This is a genomic window from Streptomyces sp. NPDC058308, from assembly GCF_042880275.1.
In the GTDB taxonomy this organism is placed as follows: Bacteria; Actinomycetota; Actinomycetes; order Streptomycetales; family Streptomycetaceae; genus Streptomyces.
The window spans coordinates 46,769-66,991 of record NZ_JBHVZA010000002.1 but is presented as its reverse complement, the minus strand read 5'-3'; the positions used below and the strand labels follow the sequence as shown (position 1 = coordinate 66,991).

The window sequence follows — 20,223 nt, the reverse complement described above, 5'->3', positions numbered from 1 at the left end:
TGCGTGGTGGTGCTCACGAGGGCGCTCACGAGTGCGCTCACGACGGCGCTCCTGGCGCGATGAACGGCAGCCCGGCCGGCGCGCCGTTCTCGATCAGGCCCAACAGGCCGTCCGTGTCCGCGTGTTCTTCGATCAGGTCGCCGAGCAGGTCGAGCTGTTCCTCGCGCAGCGTCCCGAAGCTGGTGTCGGGTGCGGGGACGAAGCGGCGCCCGGCCGCGCGGGCGACCTCGGTGAGGAACCGGCGCCGGAACGCGTCGCTCTCCAGAGACCCGTGCCAGTGCGTGCCCCACACCTCGCCGACCCGGCAGCCGTCCAAGAAGGCCTCCCCGCCGAGGACTTCGGCGACGCCGTGATGGATCTCGTACCCCTCGACGGGCTCGCCGAGGGCCTGGCCCACCGGCCGGGCGAGGGTCTTCTCGCGGGCGAACCGCACCCGCACCGGCAGCAGCCCGAGCCCGTCGACGGACCCGGCCCGCGACTCCACCTCGTCCTCGATGTGCTCGCCGAGGACCTGGAAGCCGCCGCAGATGCCGAGCACCGGTCTGCCCTCGGCAGCGCGGCGGGCGAGGGCGTCCGCGAGGCCGCGCTCGCGCAGCCACCGCAGGGCGCGCACGGTCCCGCGCGTGCCCGGTACGACGACGAGGTCGGCGTCGACGAGTTCCTCGGCCCGGTCCACGAACCGCACGACGACGCCCGGCTCGGCGGCCAGCGCGTCCACGTCGGTGAAGTTGGACATCAGCGGCACCGCGCACACGGCGACCCGCAGCACGTCCTCGCCGACCGGCGGGGCCACCACGGACTCCCGGACGGCGCCCCGCAGGGAGACCCGCAGGCCGTCCTCCTCGTCGATGCCGAGCCCGTGCTGGAACGGCAGCACGCCGTACGTGCGCCGCCCGGTGAGCCCGTGCAGCATGTCGAGCCCGGGTTCGAGCAGGGAGACGTCACCCCGGAACTTGTTCACCAGGTAGCCCGCGACGAGTTCCTGGTCGGCCGCGCTCAGCAGCGCCGTCGTCCCGAAGAACGACGCGAACACCCCGCCCCGGTCGATGTCCCCGACCACCAGGACGGGGAAGCGGGCGGCTCGCGCGATGCCCATGTTCACGATGTCGGTGCGCCGCAGGTTGATCTCGGCGGGACTGCCCGCGCCTTCGCAGATCACGGCGTCATACGTGCCCCGGAGCTCCGCCAGGCATCCCACGACGGTGTCGAGCAACTGCGCCTGCCGCCCTCCGTGGTAGCCACGCGCACTCATCTCGCCGACCGGCTTGCCCATCAGCACGACCTGGCTGGAGCGGTCGCCGCCGGGCTTGAGCAGGACGGGGTTCATCAGCGCGCTGGGCTCGACGCGGGCGGCCTGCGCCTGCATGGCCTGGGCCCGGCCGATCTCCGCCCCCTCGCGGGTGACGAAGGAGTTGAGGGACATGTTCTGCGCCTTGAACGGCGCGACGGAGACCCCTTTGCGCGTCAGCCACCGGCAGATGCCGGCGGTGACGACGCTCTTCCCGGCGTCCGATGTGGTCCCGGCGACCAGCAGTCCACCGCTCATGCTTTCCTTCTCCCTGACGTTGCCGACCGCAGCACCCAGCGGGCACCCACCACGACCCCGAGGGCGAGCAGGCCGACCCGGCGGGACAGCTCGGCGGCCCGCTCGATGTCCCCCGCCTCGACGTCGCGCCCCGCCGCGTTCAGAACGGGCCGGTGCTCGACCCGCCCCCCGTACGAGAGCGTTCCCCCGAGCCGTACGCCCAGCGCCCCGGCGAAGGCCGCCTCGACGGGCCCGGCATTCGGGCTCGGATGCGCGTCCGCGTCGGCGCGCCACGCCCGTACCGCCCCCGAGGGAGAGTCGCCGGCCAGCGCCGCGAGGCCCGCGGTGAGCCGCGCGCCCGGCCAGCCGAAGACGTCGTCGAGGCGGGCACAGGCCCAGCCGTAGCGCCGGTACCGGGGCGACTTGTGGCCCACCATCGCGTCCAGCGTGTTGACGGCCCGGAACCCGACGAACCCGGGGACGCCGCCCAGCGCGCCCCACACGAGCGCCCCGACGACCGCGTCGGAGGTGTTCTCGGCGACGGACTCCACGACGGCCCGGGCGATGCCGTCGGCGTCCAGCGCCTGCGGGTCCCGTCCGCACAGGTGCGGCAGCCGCTCCCGCGCGACCTCGATGTCCCCGGCCTGCAGCGCCCCGCCGATGGCCCGCGCCTCCCGCGTAAGGGACGTACCGCCGACGACGGCCCAGGTGGCGGCGGCGGTCAGCGCGACGGATCCGGCCCGGGAGCGGCGTACGAGGGCGGTGGCGAGGGCGGCGGCACCCGCCGCGCCCCCGGCGCACACCACGGCGTGCAGTGCGCCCCAGCCGCGGTGGTCGCGCCACAGCACCCGCTCGACGGCGCCCGCGGCGCGGCCGAACGCGGCGACCGGGTGGCCCCGGCGCGGATCGCCGAGCAGCAGGTCACCGAGGAGGCCGGCGGCGGCGCCGTACGCGAAGTCGCGATCGGCACTCATGGGCTCAGCCCGTCACTGCGCTGAGGAGGGAACTCGTACTCAGAGGGGAAGGCGGCACCGGGCGGCCGAGCATCGCGATATGTCCTCACTCAGGGTGTCCGCGCCCTGGTTCGACGTGATCGGCGGCGAGAGTTCCTGGCTCGCGGGGAGTGGCTCCCCGGTGACAGTGGCGGGACCGCGCCGGATTCGCACCGGCTTCCTCTGCTGCCGCCGTAGTTGGCCCGGGCAGTCCACCACGGCCCGCGAAGGCCCGTCAACTCGCTGTTGACCTGCGGCGGGAGAGTGTGTTGGGGCCCACACGCGGGGGCCCCGGGCATGCGCGTGGGGCGCGGAGCGTTCGCACGCTCCGCGCCCCACGAGGGAAAGCCGCCGTCGGTCGACGGCGCTGCCGTCAGGCGACGATCAGGAAGATCCCGTACGCCACCGCCGCCGCGCACAGGGCGAAGCAGGCGTACGCGCCGGTGCGCGCGAGGGCGGCGGAGCCACCGGTGGAGGCGGCCGCCGTCTCCTGCTTGGAGAGGCCGACGATGCCGAGGGTGAAGAGGCCCACCAGGGCCACGGTCACCGCGAGGCTGACTCCGAAGACGGAGCCGAGAGCTGCCCAGTCGATGCTCATGCTGGTCTGTCCTTACACGGTCGCGGGCCGGGCGGGGTCCGCCATGGCGCCGGTCGTGGTGGTGGTCGGGGCCGCGACGGTGGCCTTGAGGGACGCGTCCGAGGGGACGGAAGCGGCCATCGCGCCCACGGGGGGCGGCGTGACGGCGGCGATCGCGGTGGTCACCACGCCCGCGGGCTCGGTGCCCGCGGTGTCGTCGTGGCGGATCTCGTCGTCCGTGACGTTGGTGTGGTCGACGGCGTTGCGCCGGGAGAGTGCCCAGATCACGCCCGCCCCCGCGACCAGGAGCGCCGCGGTGGCCGTGATGCCCCAGGGGCCCTGCTTGGTGAGGAACTCGGCGCCCGCGCCGACCAGGCCCGCCGCCGGCAGGGTCAGGCCCCACGCGACGAACATCCGGGTGGCGGTCGACCAGCGGACCACGCCGCCCTTGCGGCCGAGGCCCGCGCCCATCACGGCGCCCGAGCAGACCTGGGTGGTGGAGAGCGAGAAGCCGATGTGGGAGGAGGCGAGGATCGCGGTCGCGGCGCTGGTCTGGGCGGCGAAGCCCTGCTGCGGCGCGAGGTCGGTCAGGCCCTTGCCCATGGTGCGGATGATGCGCCAGCCACCGAGGTAGGTGCCGAGCGCGATGGCGATGCCGGCCGAGACGATGACCCACATCGGGGGGTTGGCGCCGGGGTTCAGGACGCCGCCCGTGATCAGGGCGAGCGTGATGATGCCCATGGTCTTCTGCGCGTCGTTGGTGCCGTGGGCCAGGGAGACGAGTCCGGCGGAGGCGATCTGGCCTGCGCGGTAGCCCTTGGCGGTGGCCTTCTGGTCCGTGTTGCGGCCGATGCGGTACGTCAGGCGCGTGGCCAGCGTCGCGGCGATGCCCGCGACCAGCGGGGCCGCGACGGCCGGGATCAGGATCTTGGTGACGACGGTGCCGCCGTTGATCGACGACCAGCCCATCGACATGACCGCGGCGCCGATGAGGCCGCCGAAGAGCGCGTGGGAGGAGCTGGAGGGCAGGCCCACCAGCCAGGTGAGGAGGTTCCAGAGAATCGCGCCGACGAGCGCGGCGAAAATGACCTCGGTCTTGAGGCCGTCCTCATTGACGATGCCGCCGGAGATCGTCTTGGCGACTTCGACGGAGAGGAAGGCGCCGACGAGGTTCAGCACGGCGGACATGGCCACCGCCGTCTTGGGCTTCAGAGCGCCGGTCGAGATGGTCGTCGCCATCGCGTTGGCAGTGTCGTGGAAACCGTTCGTGAAATCGAACACGAGAGCGGTAACGATCACGATCCCGAGGAGAAGCGTGATGTGTTCCATTTACCCAGGCTTCTGTTGGACGTCAGTGGCATATGGAACGTAGGCAATCCGGGTGAACGGAAAGTGAACTGGGCCGGGCGGTGCGGTGACCCGAAGCGGAGTGCCCTTGCTCCGTATTGAGCAGGTGTCTGATCCCGATCGTACGGAGCGGTGGCGGGACCCCCGCAAACGGGGCGGAGTGTCGGGTTCCGCCATCCGGCGGCGGCCCCGGCGCGCACCCCTCCGAACGGCTGCGAAACCGGTGGGGAGAGCCCCGTCACCCGGCGGCCCGCCGCCGTAACCGGAATCCCCTGCGGGGCCGCCCCCGGCGCCCTCCGCTCTCCAGCGCGGGGCGTCCGGCTGGCAGGATCACCGCATGACTGAGCAGCGGCAGCGGCAAGGACGGCAGCTGGACGGGGACGCGCTCGCGCGGGCCTGGGACGAGCTGGTCGGGACGGCCCGCAGGACGGTGCGGGACGGCCTGGTCGTCGGCACCTCGGGCAACGTCTCCCTACGGGTCGGCGACACCGTCCTGGTCACCCCGAGCGGCGTCCCGTACGACAGACTGCGGCCCGAGGACGCGCTCGGCGTCGACCTCGACGGCCACCGGATCATCGGCGGCCTCACGCCCACCAGCGAACTGCCCATGCACCTCGCGATCTACCGCGACACCGGCGCGCGGGCGGTCGTCCACACCCACGCCGTGCACGCCACGGCCGTCTCCATGCTGGTCCCGGAGCTCCCCGCCGTCCACTACATGACCGCCGCCCTCGGCGGCCCGGTCCGGGTCGCCCCGTACGCGCTGTACGGCACCGAGGAGCTGGCCGGGAACATGCTCCACGCCCTGCGCGACCGCACCGGATGCCTCCTCCAGAACCACGGCACGGTCACCTACGGGGACAGCCTCGACCAGGCCTACGACCGCACGGCCCAGCTGGAATGGATGTCCCGCCTCTGGCTCACCGCCGCAGCGGTTCCCGGCCACACCCCGACGCTCCTGTCCCCGGACCGGCTGCGCGAGGCGGCCCAGAAGCTGCGGGGGTACGGCCAGTCCGCCACCTGAGCCACGACTCACCCCACGGGTACCGCCCACTGGCCTCCGGGGCCTCGCCCCCGGACACTGGGACGGTGCGCCCAGCCAAAGCGACGGCAGCGGCCGTCACCGCAGTAACAGCCGCCCTAGGAACAGCCGCAGCCGCGATCGCGGCGGGCCGGTTCGCCAGCGACGCCGCCCTCAGGGCGCCCGCGGGCCGCCCCCTGCCGACCGAGCCACGCCTGACCGTGCACGCCACGGCCGCGGGTCAGATCAGCCTGACCCGCGCCCTGGCGAGCCGCCGCCCCGGCACATACGGCCTGAGCGGCAACGGCACCCACGCGATCGTCGGACCCGTCCTGGAGTCCGCCCCGCACGAGGCCGACACGGTCGTACGCCGCCTCGAAGCCGTCACCCGCGGCTCCCTGGACCCCGGCGCCCGCGTCTGGCTCACCCCGCAGGTCCACATCGGGGACCCGCGCTCCGCGCTCGGCATCGACCACACGGACGTCGACATCCCCGGCGAGCTCGGCGCCCTGCCCGCCTGGTTCGTGCCCGGCGCCCGCGACACCTGGGTCATCACCGTGCACGGCCTGGGCACGACCCGCGAACACCCCATGGTCGTCATGGACTTCCTGCGCCGCCTGCAAGTGCCGGTCCTCGACCTCGCCTACCGCGGCGACCCCGGCGCGCCCCGCTCCCCGGACGGCCTCGGCCACCTCGGCGAGTCGGAGTGGCGCGACCTGGACGCCGCCCTGCGCCACGCCGTGCGCCAGGGCGCCGAGCGCGTCGTCCTGCACGGCTGGTCCACCGGCGCCGCCATGTGCCTGCACGCCGCCGCGCACTCCGCCTTGCGCGACCGGATCAGCGGCCTCGTCCTGGACTCCCCGGTCCTCAACTGGGAGACCACCCTGCGCGCCCTCGCAGGCGCCCGCCGCACCCCCGGACCACTCCTTCCGCTTGCGGTCCGTGCGGCACAGGGGCGCACGGGACTGCGCGGCGACCGGATCCTGGCCGCCGCGGGCCCCGGCGTGCTGCGGGTCCCCACCCTGCTCGTGCACGGTCCTGACGACGCCGTCGCGCCCTGGGGCCTCTCCCGGCAACTGGCTGCTCAGCGTCCGGATCTGGTCACGCTGCACCCCGTGCAGGACGCGCCGCACGGCGCCATGTGGAACGCCGACCCGCAGGGCTACGAAGAGGTGCTGCGCCGCTTCCTCACCCCCTTGCTGTGACCCTCCGCACGCCCACCCGCACGCCGCGCCCAGCCCCGGCGCACGGCGGGTGAACGGCCCCCGTCCCCATTCCGTTTGGGTTTTCGGACCGTCAACAGGAAGACTGTTCCCGTGACGTCCCGTACCCCGCGCGACTCCAGGCTCCGACTTGTCCGTGCGCCCTACCAGAGGGCCGAAGAGCGAGGAGAAGCCCGGCGCGACGCGACACGCCCCCTCTCGGCCGCCCCCGGCGCGATGAGCAACCGCCGCACGCGCCGTCCCGCGCCCCGGCCGCCCGAGGGCACGCCCGCCCCCTCGGAGCTGGCCCGCGCGGCGCGCGCCGGCCTCGCCGACGCCGTACGGGTCGCCCGCTGGGCCGACGACGCCCTGCGCCCGGGGCCCGGCCGCCGCACCGAAGGCTCGCCCGGCGGCAAGGGCACGCTCTCCGACGCCACCGCCGAACAGGCCGCCGCCGAGCTGGGCCTGACCCCCGCTCAGGTCCGCGCCGACTGGGACACCGCACGCCTCGCGGGCCTCGTCGAGGTGCACGGCGACAGCGCCAGGCCCGGCTGGCGGCTGCGCGCCTGGGACCGCGACGACACCGCCGTGCTGCGCGGCTGGGTCGCCCTCTTCGACGCCTGGTCGCTGGCCCACCCGGCGCCCGACGCCCTCGCCCCCGCGGCGGTCGCCGAGGTCGTCGAGGCCATGCCACAGGTCCTCTCCCTGCTGCAGCTGTCGGCGGGCCCCGTGCCCGTACCGCAGCTGCTCGACCTCCTGGACCAGCGCGTCACGGAACTGCGCACCGAGCGCTGCGAGATCCCCTACGGGCCCCAGCCCGAGCCCGCCGTCCCGGCCGACTGCCCCGAGGACGCCCCGCTCCCCGCCCTCCTCGACTGGGCCCTGCACGGCCTCGCCGCCGTCGGCGCGCTGACCTGCGCCGACGGGCAGGCCGTGCTCACCCCGCTCGGCAGCTGGGCGGTCTGGGTCAAGCTGGAGCAGATCTGCGTCGCCGCCCAGAGCCCCGCCGGGCACATCGAACAGTCCGCCGAGGACATGCTGCGCGGCTGCGCCCGCCTGCGCCCCAACGCCGCCCGCGCCGAGTACCGCGCCTGGCTCGCCGCCCGCACCGTCTCCAGCGCCGTCACCGAACTCCTCACCGCCGCCCGCGGCGAGGACGCCCTCCTGCGCGGCCTGGCCTTCGAGGCCCTGCGGGTGGTCGGCGCACCGGCCGAGGCGGAGGTCAGGGCCATCGTCGACGAGGTCTCGCTGCGCCCCTACGCCCTGCTGTGGCTCGCCGAGCAGGAGGGCGCCGACCCCGAGGACGTCCACCTCGTGCTGACCCGCGAGGAGTCCACCTGGCTGTGGATCGACACCGCGGCGGCCGTCGCGGACCACGGCGAGACCCAGCTCCTCGTCCGGCACCTGGAGTCGGCGGTCCAGCCCACCGTGCCCGCCCTCCTCGACGAGGTGCGCCGCGCCGGGCACCCCCGCACCGTCCAGGTCCTGGTCGCCCTGGCCGCGGCCCACCCCGACCCGGCCCTCGCCAAGGCGGTGCGCCGCGCGGCCTTCCAGGTCCACACCGGCGGCGAGTGACCCTCAGCGGAACGTGTCGCACTGCCCCATGTCGCCGGTGCGGTAGCCCTGGTAGAACCACTGCTGGCGCTGCTGCGCCGAGCCGTGGGTCCAGGACTCGGGGGTGACCCGGCCCTGGAACTTCTCCTGGATCCGGTCGTCGCCGACCGCGGCCGCCGCGTCCAGGCCGTCGCGGATGTCGTTGTCGTCGAGGCTGCTGATCAGCGGCTTGCCCGTGCGCTCGTCCGGGCTGCGGGTCGCGTGCCGCGCCCAGACCCCGGCGTAGCAGTCGGCCTGCAGCTCGACCTTCACGGCGTTGCTGTCGCGGCCGGTGCGCCCGTCCTGGGAGCGCTGCAGGGTTCCCATCAGGTTCTGCACGTGGTGCCCGTACTCGTGGGCCACCACGTACGCCTGCGCGAAGGGGCCGCCGCTTGAGCCGAACTTGGTCCGCAGGTCGTCGAAGAAGCCCAGGTCGAGGTAGACCTTCTTGTCGCCGGGGCAGTAGAAGGGGCCGACCGCCGAGGTGGCCGTGCCGCAGGCGGTGCCCACGCGGCTGGTGAACAGAACGGTCGGCGCGGAGGAGTACGTGCCCCGCCTGCGCTGGAACTCCGGGCGCCAGTAGTCCTGGACGCTGTTGACCACCGCCACGATGCGGCAGTCCTCCTTGCTGTTCGCGTCGTGCCCCGTGCGGCAGCTCTGCTGGACCTCCGCGAGGGACGAGGACGTGGCCGAGGGCTCGTCGTTGCCGGAGGAGAGCCCCAGCTGGTCGGGGCCCACTCCGAAGAACAGCCCCAGGAGCAGCGCGATCAGACCGGCGATGCCGCCGCCCACGGTCGCGCGGCCGCCGGGGATCCGACTGCCGCGCACATCCTGCACCTCCGAGGTGTCCAGGTCGGCGTCGTCGTCGAACTGCATGGGCGCACCCCTCTGCCGCGCATCCGGGACGACGCGCGTCGCCCCGCACCGGGCTACCGGCCACTTCATCCTGGTACGAGCTCCGCCGCCGGGCGCCGGACGGAGGTCCGAACGGGGGACGCGGACCGCCCGCCGCCGTGTCGCCCCGCCGCACGGCGGCCCTCCCGGACCCCCGCCGCTACGCTCTGCGCCTGATCCGTGGGCAGTGGGTACCGAAGGGGGGCGTCATGTCCGCTCTGCCGCTCGACTCGACCGGCCTGCCGCACGAGGCACCCGTCCCGTGGTCCGCCCCGGCCCGCCTCGGCACCCGTATCGCCCTGCCCGTGGCGCTCGCCCTGCTCGCGCTGCCGCTCATCACCGCCGCCCACCACTCGCGGCCCGCCCCCTACGGAGACCGCCTCACGTTGCACGCGCGCGTGGCCGCACCCGACGCCGACCCCGCACTGCGCACGAGAGGCCGGGCCGTCGAGGCGTACGACACCCGGAGCGGCCGCCCCCACTGGACGTACACGCGCCAGGGGCGCCGTCCCGTGGCGCTCCTGCCCGCGCCGGGCCACGCCCTCGCGCTCTGGAACGACGGCCTGGTCACCGACACCGCGCGCGGCGACGGCGGCTCCGTGCGCTGGCACCGGGCCGTGCCCGAGAGCGCCGCCTGGCTGCGCACCCCGGCCGCGCGCGGCGGCGCCGGGGTCCTGCAGCCGCTCGCCCCGGACGCCCGTATGCTGGCCGTCGTCACCCCGCACCGCATCGCCGCCTACCGCACCGCGGACGGCGATCTGCGCTGGGTGCTGCCCGCGCGCTCCGGCTGCGCCTTCGAACCCGCGCGCTCCGTGCGCAGAGACGGGGCCCTGCTGATCGCCCAGCCCTGCGCGGGCGCCACCGCGTCCTGGACGGCGCAGGTCATCGCGGTGGACGACTACGGAAGAATCGTTCCGGGGCGCACTCCGCTGGGCAACGGGGGCGCCGAGCACGGCAGCGGCCCGGAAAAGTAGTTGCGACGGCCCGTTAGACTGGCTGTCATGGCAGCACCTCTCCTCAGTTGGACGGCATAGACACCGGTTCCTGAGCACCTCAGTCGTCCCTCTCGCCGTCCACTCTGTTTCAGGAGAACCCCGTGATCACCGCTTCCGGCATCGAGCTGCGCGCCGGCGCCCGCATCCTCATTGAGAACGCCACCTTCCGCATCGCGAAGGGCGACCGCATCGGCCTCGTCGGCCGCAATGGGGCGGGCAAGACCACCCTCACCAAGTGTCTGGCCGGTGAGGGCATCCCCGCCGGCGGCACGATCTCCCGCTCCGGAGAGGTCGGCTATCTTCCGCAGGACCCCCGCACCGGCGACCTCGACGTCCTGGCGCGCGACCGCATCCTCTCCGCGCGCGGCCTCGACACCCTGATCCGCAAGATGCGCGAGAACGAGCAGCGCATCGCGAGCGGCTCGGGCGCGACCCGCGATAAGGCCCTCAAGCAGTACGAGCGCCAGGAGACGGAGTTCCTCACCAAGGGCGGGTACGCCGCCGAGGCCGAGGCCGCCACCATCGCCGCCGCGCTCAACCTCCCCGACCGCGTGCTCGGCCAGCCCCTGCACACGCTCTCCGGTGGTCAGCGCCGCCGTATCGAGCTGGCCCGCATCCTCTTCTCGGACGCCGACACGCTCCTCCTCGACGAGCCGACCAACCACCTCGACGCCGACTCGATCGTCTGGCTGCGCGACTACCTGAAGACGTACCGCGGCGGCTTCATCGTGATCTCCCACGACGTCGACCTGGTCGAGACGGTCGTCAACAAGGTGTTCTACCTGGACGCCAACCGCGCCCAGATCGACGTCTACAACATGGGCTGGAAGCTCTACCAGCAGCAGCGCGAGTCCGACGAGAAGCGCCGCAAGCGCGAGCGTCAGAACGCCGAGAAGAAGGCCGCGACGCTCCACTCGCAGGCCGACAAGATGCGCGCCAAGGCCACCAAGACCGTCGCCGCGCAGAACATGGCCAAGCGCGCCGACAAGCTCCTTGCGGGCCTGGAGGCGGTGCGCCAGAACGACAAGGTCGCCAAGCTGCGCTTCCCCGAGCCCTCGCCGTGCGGCAAGACGCCGCTGATGGCCGAGGGCCTGTCGAAGTCGTACGGCTCGCTGGAGATCTTCACCGATGTCGACCTCGCCATCGACAAGGGCTCGCGCGTCGTCATCCTCGGCCTCAACGGCGCGGGCAAGACCACCCTCCTGCGGCTCCTCGGCGGCGCCGAGAAGCCCGACACCGGGCAGGTCATCGAGGGCCACGGCCTCAAGCTCGGCTACTACGCGCAGGAGCACGAGACCCTCGACCCCGAGCGCACGGTCCTGGAGAACATGCGCTCGGCCGCCCCCGACCTCGACCTTGTCGAGGTGCGCAAGACGCTCGGCTCGTTCCTCTTCTCCGGAGACGACGTCGACAAGCCGGCGGGTGTGCTCTCCGGCGGCGAGAAGACCCGGCTCGCGCTCGCGACCCTCGTCGTCTCCTCCGCCAACGTCCTCCTCCTCGACGAGCCCACCAACAACCTCGACCCGGCCAGCCGCGAGGAGATCCTCGGCGCGCTGCGCACCTACAAGGGCGCGGTCGTCCTCGTCACGCACGACGAGGGCGCCGTGGAGGCGCTCCAGCCGGAGCGGATCATCCTGCTGCCCGACGGTGTCGAGGACCTCTGGGGCCAGGACTACGCGGATCTGGTCGCCCTCGCCTGAGAGCCTGTCTTTGAACCTCCGGCGCCCCGGGACGCCCCGTGCCGGGGCGTCCACCGCGCTTGATCGAATGACTGATCCACTGGGTATGGATCATTCGGCCGATCGGTGATCCCTCATCTGTGTGAGCTCTCCTCGTACCGAGGTGTGTCATACACGGATTTTGGCGCTGAGCTGCACACGGGCTTGCCTTATCGCCTGGCACGGCCCTGACCTGCCGGTTCGCGGGAGCGACCGGTCGATTGATCGAAATTCGGCGCGCGGAATCGATAATTCCGCTCGTGTCCGCCGCTTATGGAGCGGCAAACCTCGTCGTATGGACCTTGTCGAATGGGTGGCCAGGAAGCGCGAGAGGGGTGATCATGAGAAGTCCAGAGCGCACTTCCCACGAGGAGGCACGGGTGGCCGAGACTCTGAAGAAGGGCAGCCGGGTAACCGGCGCCGCGCGCGACAAGCTCGCGGCAGACCTGAAGAAGAAGTACGACGGCGGTGCGAGCATCCGTGCGTTGGCCGAGGAGACCGGCCGTAGCTACGGGTTTGTGCACCGCATGCTCAGCGAATCCGGCGTCACGCTGCGGGGACGCGGCGGGGCGACGCGAGGCAAGAAGGCCGCCGCCGGCTGACGGCGGGCGGCACGCTGTACCAGTGGTCCGATGGTGACCACCCGGTAGGTCGGCCGACCGACCGGGTGGTTACTGTGCAGTCACTTACGGGCGCTCCTGTGCGTCCGCCCGACCGCACCCCCATCGGAGGCACCCATGGCTTCGTCCGACAGCGAGCTCGCACCGGTTCTCGACAAGGACGGCGTACGCCTCACCATCGACGAGGCCGTCGCCACGGTGACGCTGACCAATCCGGCCAAGCGCAACGCCCAATCTCCCGCGCTGTGGAGGGCGTTGACGGAGGCAGGTCAGCTGTTGCCGGGCAGTGTCCGCGTCGTGGTGCTGCGCGGTGAGGGCAAGTCCTTCTCCGCGGGCCTCGACCGGCAGGCGTTCACGCCCGAGGGCTTCGACGGCGAGCCGTCCTTCATCGATCTGGCACGCGGTGAGGACGGCCTCCTCGACGCCACGATCACCGAGTACCAAGAAGCGTTCACCTGGTGGCGGCGGAGCGACATCGTGTCCATCGCCGCCGTCCAGGGCCACGCCATCGGTGCCGGCTTCCAGCTCGCGCTCGCCTGCGATCTGCGGATCGCCGCGGACGACGTGCAGTTCGCCATGCGCGAGACCAGCCTGGGCCTGGTCCCCGACCTCACCGGCACGCATCCGCTGGTGGGGCTCGTCGGCTATGCCCGCGCGCTGGAGATCTGCGCCACCGGGCGCTTCGTCCACGCGGACGAGGCCGAGCGGACGGGCCTCGCCAACCTCGTCGTGCCCGTGGACCAGCTCGACGCGACCGCCAGGGACCTGGCCGCCGCCCTCATCGCCGCGCCGCGCGACGCGGTCATCGAGACCAAGGCGCTGCTGCAGGGTGCCGTCGGCCGCTCCTATGAAGAGCAGCGCGTCGCCGAGCGCGCCGCCCAGGGCCGCCGTCTGCGCGACCTCGCGGGCCTCGGCGACTGACGACGGACCACACGACGGACCACTGCACTGACGACGGACCACGGGCCACTGACGACGGGCCGCTGACGACGGGCCGCTTCAGGCCCGGCCTCCCGGCTCCGCCCGGTCCGGTTCCCGGCCCACCTCGGTGACGAGCACGGCCACCGTCGGGTGGTCGGGCAGGGCGGCGCCGACCGCCGCGCGCACCGCGAGCGCCACGTCCAGAGCGCGGTGCCCGGGGTCCGTCGCGAGCTCCACGCGCGCGTGGCGGCGCGGCAGTGCGCCCGTCGCCGGACGCTCCTCGAGGTGGACCGCCCGGCCGAGTACGCCGGTCAGCCGGGCCACTCCGGGCACGGACAGGGCGCTCTGCCCGACGCGGGCCGCGTCTTTGTCGTCCGTGTCGTCGCCCCACCCTTCGCTCAAATCTTCGTCCGGCCCGTCGTCCGGCCCTTCGTCCAGCCTGTCGCTCGTCCCGTCGCTCATGTCGTCGCCGACGGGCGGCTTCGGGGGCGCGGGGGCCTCACCCGGACGGTTGCCGACGCCCTCGTCGAGCAGGGCCGTCACCTTCAGATCCACCGCCTCGGTCACCAGGCCGAGCTGGTCCGCCGCTCCGCTCAGCGCGGCCCGCAGCCGGTCCGCCGCCGCGGGGAGCGGACCGGTCGCCGCGGCCGCGAACTCCGCGGTGATCCGCAGCGGCCCCGGCGGCAGCGCGCTTGGCGGGGCCGGCACCGCCGCCACGTACACCCGGTCCGGCCGGGCCGACGCGATGCGGACGATGCCAAGGCGTACGCCGAAGACCCCGTCAGCCATCTGGCGCAACGCGGCGTCCACCGCCGATTCCGTCACCCACGCGCCGTCCTGCGCGCCGCCCAGTGGCAGCACACGGCCGAACCCCAGCTGTCGTCGTACCGCCTGGGTCCATCCCTCGCCCGTCATGGCTTCAGCCTGCCCCATCCCGAGCGCGCGGGCGCGGGGCCGCGCTTAATGTGGGCACAGAAGCAGCCTCATTCGACGGAGCAGATCCCCCTGTCGAAAGGAACGGGACGGCGATGACCGACACCGGACAGCGCAAGGCGTCTCAGACGCTGGAGAAGAACTCCCCCGACGAGAGCGCGGCGAAGTCCGCGCCGGGACGGGGCGGCGGTGATCCCGCGAGCCGGGGCCGCACCACCATCGCGGACGGCGTCGTCGAGAAGATCGCCGGGCTCGCCGCACGCGACGTCGAGGGCGTGCACGCCATGGGCGGCGGCCTCGCACGGACCTTCGGGGCCGTGCGCGACCGGGTCCCCGGCGGCTCGAAGTCCGTCTCGCGCGGGGTCAAGGCCGAGGTCGGCGAGGTACAGACCGCCCTCGACCTGGAGATCGTCGTCGAGTACGGCGTATCGATCGCGGACGTCGCACAGGACGTACGCGAGAACGTGATCGCGGCCGTCGAGCGCATGACCGGGCTCGAGGTCGTCGAGGTCAACATCGCCGTCAGCGATGTGAAACTGCCCGACGAGGACGACGACGAGTCCCAGGGACGCCTCCAGTAGGACGTACCGCTGACGCACCGCTTAAGGAGCGCACGATGAGCATGGCCGTGATCGGCATGGTGGCCGGAATGGCCCTCGGGTTCGCCGGATACTTCGGCGGATTCGGGGCGTTCCTGCTGGTGGCCGCCTTGGGCGCCATCGGTTTCGTGGCCGGCAGGTTCCTGGAGGGGGACCTGGAGCCCGGCGACTTCTTCCGCGGCCGCGGCGACCGGCGGCGGTGAGCGGTGGCGGCACAGGTCGCACCGGGCGAGCGCGGCGCGACCCGGATCGCCGACCGGGTCGTCGCGAAGATCGCCGCGCAGGCGGCCCGCGAGGCGGTGGACGCGGCCCCGCCCGACGGCCCGCCGCCGCGCGCCACGGTCTCCGTCCGCCATGAGGCGGCCCGCATCCGGGTCAGCCTCGAACTGGACTATCCCTGCGACATCGGCGGTCAGTGCGGTGCGGTGCGTCGCCATGTCGCCGAGCAGGTAAAGGCGTTGGCGGGGATGGACGTGCCGGAGGTGGCCGTCCAGGTGGAGCGGCTGCACTCGGCGCAGGTACGCGCCGCGGCACAGGGGAGGATCCGATGAGCGAACCCCAGGGCGGCGGCACGCAACCGCTCCCGGTCGTCGAACAGGCCGGGAGCGACCTCGACCAGTCGGCTTCCGCCTCCGTCTACCAGCCGCTGCCCACGCTCCCCGAGGGGGAGAAGGCCCGCCGCTTCTGGTCGGCCCGCCGGGTGACCGCGGCCGTGCTCGCGCTCCTTGTGCTCGGCGGCTGCGGGCTGCTCCTGTACGACATCGTCGCCGTCAGGGCCGACCATCCGGCGATGCGGTGGCGGCGCGAACTGGCCCACCAGCTCGGCGAGCGGCCGCTGGACGACACCGCCGTGCTCGTCGGCGCCGCCGTGGCCGCCCTCGTCGGGCTCTGGCTCCTGGTGCTCGCGGTGACGCCGGGGCAGCGCGCCGTCCTGCCGATGCGGCGCACGCACTCCGACGTGCGCGCGGGCCTGTACCGCGGCGCGGCCGCGATGGTGCTGCGCGACCGGGCCATGGACGTGCCGGGCGTGCAGTCGGTGCGGGTCCGCATGAGGCGTTCCAAGGTGGACGTGCACGCTGTGTCGCACTTCCGCGAACTCGACGACGTACGCGGCGATCTGGACACCACACTCACCGACGGCATCCACGAGCTGGGTCTCGCGCGGGCCCCCGGCCTCTCCGTCCACGTGGCCCGGCCCGGCAGGAAGGGGTGAGCGCGATGCTGCGCACCGTCAACCGCGTGGTCCTCGCCCTCGCCGGGCTCGCGCTGCTCGTCCTCGGCGGCTCCGTGCTCGCCGTCGGTCTCGGCGCGTCCCCGCCCTCGTGGTGGATCCACGACGGTCGGCACGACGTGCTGGTCAGCGCCGCCGACCGGGCGCGCTGGCGGGACGAGGGCTGGTTCTGGCCCACGGTCATCGCCGCCCTCGCGGTGGTCGTCCTGCTCGCGCTCTGGTGGCTCTCCGCCCAGCTGCGCAGGCACCGTCTCGCCGAGGTCCTGGTGGAGACCGGGGACGGCGAGGGCGCGCTGCTGCGCGGCCGGGCCATGGAGAACGTACTGGCCGGCGAGGCCGAGGCGCTGGACGGCGTCGACCGCGCCCAGGTCGCCCTGACCGGGCGGCGCAGCACGCCGAAGGCGCGCGTGGAGCTCGTCCTCGAACCCCACGCGACACCGTCCGACGCGCTGCACCGGCTCTCCGCCCAGGCCCTCGCGCACGCCCGTGACTCGGCGGGGCTCGCGACCCTGCCGGCCACGGTGCGACTGCGCGGGGTCAAGCACCGCGCCGAACGCGTGAGTTGAGCCCTCTCAGCCGAAACCGCAGCGGATCCCCGGCGCGGCCAGAAGCCGCGGTCGGAAGCCGGGGTCAGAAGCCGCTGCGCGAGCCGCCGTCCACCGGCACCATGATCCCCGTCAGATACGACGCGGCGGGCGAGAGCAGGAACGCCGCCGTGCGACCGAACTCCTCGGGCGTGCCGTAGCGGCGCAGCGGGATGCCCGCCTCGTTCGCGGCGCGGGTGGCCTCCGGGTCGGGGGAGAGACCGTCCAGCTGGCGCATGCGGTCGGTGCCGATCCGGCCGGGGAGCACGCCGAGGACACGGATGCCGCGCGGGCCGAGCTCGTCGGCGAGGGACTTGGCGAATCCGGCGAGCCCCGGACGCAGGCCGTTCGAGATCGTCAGGCCCGCGATCGGCTCGTACACCGAGCCCGAGAGCACGAAGCCGATGACGCCTCCCTCGCCGAGCTCGGCGGCCGCGGCGCGGGCGAGCCGCACGGCGCCGAGGAAGACCGACTCGAACGCCGCCTGCCACTGCTCGTCGGTGTTGTCCGCGACGAAGCCGGGGGCGGGCCCGCCGACGCTGATCAGTACGCCGTCGAAGCGGCCGAAGTGCTCGCGGGCCGCGGCGACGAGCGCGGCCGCCGATGCCGGGTCGGCGTTGTCCGCGGCGACGCCCACGGCCCGCTCGCCGAGCTCGGCGGCCGCCTCGGCGACGGTCTTCTCGTCGCGGCCCGTGATCACGACCTTCGCGCCGTCCGCGACCAGTTCGCGGGCGGTGGCGTTGCCCAGGCCGCGGGTGGCGCCGGTGACTACGTACACACGGTCCTTCAGTCCAAGATCCATGGCCCCTATCCTCCCGCGTTCTCCCCGTAGAGCGCGAGGGCGGTATTGACGAGACCGATATGGCTGAATGCCTGCGGGAAGTTGCCCAGCTGCAGGCCGGCCACCGGGTCGAACTCCTCGGCGAGCAGCCCCACGTCGTTGCGGAGCGAGAGGAGGCGGTCGAACAGCTCGCGTGCCTCCTTGGTGCGGCCCGTCATGTGCAGGGCGTCCGCAAGCCAGAACGAGCAGACGAGGAAGACGCCCTCCTGGCCGGGCAGCCCGTCGATGGCTGTCTGGTCCGCGCTGTAGCGGCGCAGGAAACCGTCGTGGCCGAGCTCGGCGTGGACCGCGTCGATGGTGCCGATGACGCGCGGGTCGTCGGGCGGCAGGAAGCCCACGCGCGGGATGAGGAGCAGCGAGGCGTCCAGTTCGGCGGAGCCGTAGGACTGCGTGAAGGTGTTGCGGGCCGCGTCGTAGCCGCGCTCGCAGACCTCTTGGTGCACCTCGTCCCGGAGCCGGCGCCAGCGCTCGACGTCGCCGCGCAGCTTCGGGTTCTCCTCCAGGGAGCGCACCGTGCGGTCGACGGCGACCCACACCATCACCTTCGAGTACACGAAGTGGCGGCGTGGGCCGCGCACCTCCCACAGCCCCTGGTCGGGTTCCCGCCACTTCTCGTGCAGGAATTCGAGCAGGGACAGCTGGAGGTGCCACGCGTGGGCAGGCGTGTCGAGGCCCGAACGGTCCGCGAGGGAGAGGGAGTCGACGACCTCGCCGTACACGTCGAGCTGGAGCTGTTCGACGGCTTCGTTGCCGATGCGCACCGGGGTGGAGTCCGCGTATCCGGGCAGCCAGGGGAGCTCGTACTCGGGCAGGCGCCGCTCTCCGGAGAGGCCGTACACGATCTGCAGGTCGGCCGGATCGCCCGCGACCGCGCGCAGCAGCCAGTCGCGCCACGCCTCGGCCTCTTCGGAGTAGCCGGCTGCGAGGAGCGCGCCCAGGGTGAGGGTGGAGTCGCGCAGCCAGCAGAAGCGGTAGTCCCAGTTGCGGACGCCGCCGGGCTCCTCGGGGAGCGAGGTGGTGGGGGCGGCCACGATGCCGCCCGTGGGGGCGTAGGTGAGGGCCTTGAGAGTGATGAGGGAGCGGACGACGGCGTCGCGGTGCGGGCCGTCGTAGTGGCAGCGCGCCGTCCAGGCCTGCCAGTCGGCCAGGCTGTCGCGCAGCGCTTCGAAGGGGTCGACGAGCGGCGGGCGCGGCTCGTGCGAGGGGTGCCAGGTGAGGACGAACGCGACCTTCTCGCCCTCCTCGACGGTGAACTCGGAGTGGGTGCCGAAGTCACGGCCCCAGGTGTGCACGGCCGGTTCGCTGCGCAGCCATACGGAGTCGGGGCCCGCCACCGCGATGCGGTGGCCGTCCCTCTTGCGCATCCACGGCACGACCGAGCCGTAGTCGAAGCGGAGCCGCAGCGTGCTGCGCAGGGTGACGGTGCCCTTGAGGCCCTCGACGATGCGGATGACATCGGGGGCGCGGTCGCGCTGCGGCATGAAGTCCGTGACGCGGACGGAGCCGTCCTCGGTCTCCCACTCCGTGTCCAGGACGAGGGAGTCGGGGCGGTAGGCGCGGCGGGTGCAGGGGCCCGCTCCCTTGGGCGCGAGGCGCCAGTGGCCGTTCTCCTCGTCGCCGAGCAGCGCGGCGAAGCAGGCGGGGGAGTCGAATCGGGGCAGGCAGAGCCAGTCCAGCGAGCCGTCCCTGCCGATCAGGGCGGTGGTCTGGTGGTCGCCGATGAGCGCGTAGTCCTCGATGGGGTGATGCACGGGGAACGGCTTCCCGGGAAGGGGCCCGGCCAATCCGGGCGGTGATCCGGCCCCGCGGGGGTGCCGGGCAGCCGGTTCAGGCGGTGGCGGGCACGGCATCGTCGGTGGTGGCCTGCGCGGCTGCCGCGCGGTCGCGCCGCTCCCTGCGGACCAGGATGACCCAGCCGACGGGCACGCCGGAGGCGAACAGCCACCACTGGACCGCGTACGCCATATGCGGGCCGATGCCGCTGTGGTCGGGCTCGGCGATCAGCTGGGGGGAGTTGTCGGGCGGCTCGGGCGAGGTCTGCTCGACGTAGCCGCCGAGGACCTGCTTGCCGAGGCTGTCGGCCTGCTGCCCGCTGCTGATCAGCATGATCTGACGGTCCGGCAGGCCGCGGACGTTCTTGATGCCGCTGGCCGCGGAGGTCTCGTCGGCCTTCAGCCGCCCGGTGATGGTGACCTCGCCCCTGGGGGCCGCGGGGATCTTCGGGAAGGCGGTCTGCGGGCCGTCCGCGGGGATCCAGCCGCGGTTGACGAGCAGGACCTTGCCGTCGTCCAGGACGAACGGCGTCAGGACGTGGAAGCCGACCTCGTCGTCGGAGTTGGTGCGGCGGCGGACGACGACCTCGTGCTTCGTGTCGTACGTCCCCTTGGCGCTCACCCGGCGGTACAGGTCCGCCTTGGGCACCTCGTGGCCGGGCGAGGTGATCTTCTCGGCGGGCACCGGGTCGGCGGCCAGCGCCTCGGTGACGCGCTGGTTCTGCGCGACGCGGTGCTCGTGACGGTGCAACTGCCAGAACCCCAGCTCGACCATCACAGGGATGAGGACGAGGGCGATGAGGGTGAGGATCACCCACTGCCGGGTCAACAGGAAGCGGTACACCCCACGACCGTACA

At 73.3% G+C, this 20,223-nt stretch carries 21 protein-coding genes and 1 riboswitch; of the genes, 12 read left to right on the top strand and 9 right to left on the bottom strand.

The annotated features are described in order from the left end of the window. Positions 1 to 37: 37 nt before the first annotated feature. The 4 genes from ACFVYL_RS02870 to ACFVYL_RS02855 all read right to left on the bottom strand — a co-directional run bounded on the left by ACFVYL_RS02870 (position 38) and on the right by ACFVYL_RS02855 (position 4,423). Positions 38 to 1,546: a cobyric acid synthase gene (locus tag ACFVYL_RS02870; RefSeq protein ID WP_389712523.1), complete on the bottom strand. Its 1,509-nt coding sequence runs from the start codon at positions 1,544 to 1,546 to the stop codon at positions 38 to 40. After that, positions 1,543 to 2,499 (bottom strand): cobalamin biosynthesis protein, encoded by a 957-nt coding sequence (locus tag ACFVYL_RS02865; protein WP_389712522.1) that lies wholly within the window; start codon positions 2,497 to 2,499, stop codon positions 1,543 to 1,545. The genes ACFVYL_RS02870 and ACFVYL_RS02865 overlap by 4 nt, the downstream gene beginning before the upstream one ends. Before the next feature lie 129 nt (positions 2,500 to 2,628). Then, positions 2,629 to 2,702: riboswitch (cobalamin riboswitch) on the bottom strand. A 188-nt stretch (positions 2,703 to 2,890) separates the two neighbouring features. Beyond that, entirely contained in the window at positions 2,891 to 3,115 is a 225-nt protein-coding gene (locus ACFVYL_RS02860; RefSeq protein WP_389712521.1) for a hypothetical protein, read from the bottom strand. A gap of 12 nt (positions 3,116 to 3,127) precedes the next feature. After that, positions 3,128 to 4,423, bottom strand: coding sequence for an anion permease (locus ACFVYL_RS02855; protein WP_389712520.1), 1,296 nt, complete (start codon positions 4,421 to 4,423; stop codon positions 3,128 to 3,130). A gap of 355 nt (positions 4,424 to 4,778) precedes the next feature. Here ACFVYL_RS02855 and ACFVYL_RS02850 point away from each other — a divergent pair, with 355 nt between their 5' ends. The 3 genes from ACFVYL_RS02850 to ACFVYL_RS02840 all read left to right on the top strand — a co-directional run bounded on the left by ACFVYL_RS02850 (position 4,779) and on the right by ACFVYL_RS02840 (position 8,239). After that, positions 4,779 to 5,465, top strand: a complete 687-nt coding sequence (locus tag ACFVYL_RS02850; protein ID WP_389712519.1) for a class II aldolase/adducin family protein — start codon at positions 4,779 to 4,781, stop codon at positions 5,463 to 5,465. A 65-nt stretch (positions 5,466 to 5,530) separates the two neighbouring features. Beyond that, positions 5,531 to 6,667 (top strand): alpha/beta hydrolase family protein, encoded by a 1,137-nt coding sequence (locus tag ACFVYL_RS02845; RefSeq protein WP_389712518.1) that lies wholly within the window; start codon positions 5,531 to 5,533, stop codon positions 6,665 to 6,667. A 111-nt stretch (positions 6,668 to 6,778) separates the two neighbouring features. Continuing rightward, entirely contained in the window at positions 6,779 to 8,239 is a 1,461-nt protein-coding gene (locus tag ACFVYL_RS02840) for a hypothetical protein (protein WP_389712517.1), read from the top strand. A gap of 3 nt (positions 8,240 to 8,242) precedes the next feature. Here the strand turns inward: ACFVYL_RS02840 and ACFVYL_RS02835 are convergent, their stop codons facing one another. Then, positions 8,243 to 9,133 carry a neutral zinc metallopeptidase gene (locus ACFVYL_RS02835; protein WP_389712516.1) on the bottom strand — a complete coding sequence of 297 codons (891 nt, stop codon included), beginning with the start codon at positions 9,131 to 9,133 and terminating at the stop codon, positions 8,243 to 8,245. 227 nt (positions 9,134 to 9,360) lie between these two features. Here ACFVYL_RS02835 and ACFVYL_RS02830 point away from each other — a divergent pair, with 227 nt between their 5' ends. The 4 genes from ACFVYL_RS02830 (at position 9,361) to ACFVYL_RS02815 (ending at position 13,405) form a co-directional block, all read left to right on the top strand. Continuing rightward, a complete protein-coding gene (locus ACFVYL_RS02830) occupies positions 9,361 to 10,125 on the top strand; it encodes a hypothetical protein (protein ID WP_389712515.1) in 765 nt (254 codons plus the stop codon). A gap of 122 nt (positions 10,126 to 10,247) precedes the next feature. Next, positions 10,248 to 11,846, top strand: a complete 1,599-nt coding sequence (locus tag ACFVYL_RS02825) for an ABC-F family ATP-binding cassette domain-containing protein (RefSeq protein WP_389712514.1) — start codon at positions 10,248 to 10,250, stop codon at positions 11,844 to 11,846. A gap of 398 nt (positions 11,847 to 12,244) precedes the next feature. Further along, positions 12,245 to 12,466, top strand: a complete 222-nt coding sequence (locus ACFVYL_RS02820) for a helix-turn-helix domain-containing protein (protein WP_055550175.1) — start codon at positions 12,245 to 12,247, stop codon at positions 12,464 to 12,466. A gap of 135 nt (positions 12,467 to 12,601) precedes the next feature. Further along, on the top strand, positions 12,602 to 13,405 hold the full coding sequence (locus ACFVYL_RS02815) for an enoyl-CoA hydratase/isomerase family protein (RefSeq protein ID WP_389712513.1): 804 nt from the start codon (positions 12,602 to 12,604) through the stop codon (positions 13,403 to 13,405). Positions 13,406 to 13,483: 78 nt separating this feature from the next. Here the strand turns inward: ACFVYL_RS02815 and ACFVYL_RS02810 are convergent, their stop codons facing one another. Next, positions 13,484 to 14,320 carry a nucleopolyhedrovirus P10 family protein gene (locus ACFVYL_RS02810; protein WP_389712512.1) on the bottom strand — a complete coding sequence of 279 codons (837 nt, stop codon included), beginning with the start codon at positions 14,318 to 14,320 and terminating at the stop codon, positions 13,484 to 13,486. Between the two features lie 113 nt (positions 14,321 to 14,433). Here ACFVYL_RS02810 and ACFVYL_RS02805 point away from each other — a divergent pair, with 113 nt between their 5' ends. Genes ACFVYL_RS02805 through amaP form a run of 5 tightly spaced genes read left to right on the top strand, consistent with a single transcriptional unit; the run spans position 14,434 to position 16,734 of the window. Continuing rightward, a complete protein-coding gene (locus ACFVYL_RS02805; RefSeq protein WP_389712511.1) occupies positions 14,434 to 14,919 on the top strand; it encodes an Asp23/Gls24 family envelope stress response protein in 486 nt (161 codons plus the stop codon). 35 nt (positions 14,920 to 14,954) lie between these two features. Beyond that, positions 14,955 to 15,140, top strand: coding sequence for a hypothetical protein (locus ACFVYL_RS02800; protein WP_355818703.1), 186 nt, complete (start codon positions 14,955 to 14,957; stop codon positions 15,138 to 15,140). Positions 15,141 to 15,143: 3 nt separating this feature from the next. Further along, positions 15,144 to 15,488, top strand: coding sequence for a hypothetical protein (locus ACFVYL_RS02795; RefSeq protein WP_389712510.1), 345 nt, complete (start codon positions 15,144 to 15,146; stop codon positions 15,486 to 15,488). Continuing rightward, positions 15,485 to 16,150, top strand: a complete 666-nt coding sequence (locus ACFVYL_RS02790) for a DUF6286 domain-containing protein (RefSeq protein WP_389712509.1) — start codon at positions 15,485 to 15,487, stop codon at positions 16,148 to 16,150. Before ACFVYL_RS02795 ends, ACFVYL_RS02790 begins: the two co-directional genes overlap by 4 nt. A gap of 5 nt (positions 16,151 to 16,155) precedes the next feature. Beyond that, positions 16,156 to 16,734, top strand: coding sequence for an alkaline shock response membrane anchor protein AmaP (gene amaP / locus ACFVYL_RS02785; RefSeq protein ID WP_389712508.1), 579 nt, complete (start codon positions 16,156 to 16,158; stop codon positions 16,732 to 16,734). A gap of 64 nt (positions 16,735 to 16,798) precedes the next feature. Here amaP and ACFVYL_RS02780 read toward each other — a convergent pair whose 3' ends face one another. From ACFVYL_RS02780 to ACFVYL_RS02770, 3 genes are all read right to left on the bottom strand, one after another. Then, on the bottom strand, positions 16,799 to 17,554 hold the full coding sequence (locus tag ACFVYL_RS02780; RefSeq protein ID WP_389712507.1) for an SDR family oxidoreductase: 756 nt from the start codon (positions 17,552 to 17,554) through the stop codon (positions 16,799 to 16,801). A 5-nt stretch (positions 17,555 to 17,559) separates the two neighbouring features. Further along, a complete protein-coding gene (locus tag ACFVYL_RS02775; protein WP_389712506.1) occupies positions 17,560 to 19,344 on the bottom strand; it encodes a glycoside hydrolase family 15 protein in 1,785 nt (594 codons plus the stop codon). A 76-nt stretch (positions 19,345 to 19,420) separates the two neighbouring features. Further along, positions 19,421 to 20,209, bottom strand: a complete 789-nt coding sequence (locus ACFVYL_RS02770) for an SURF1 family protein (RefSeq protein WP_389712505.1) — start codon at positions 20,207 to 20,209, stop codon at positions 19,421 to 19,423. Positions 20,210 to 20,223 lie beyond the last annotated feature (14 nt).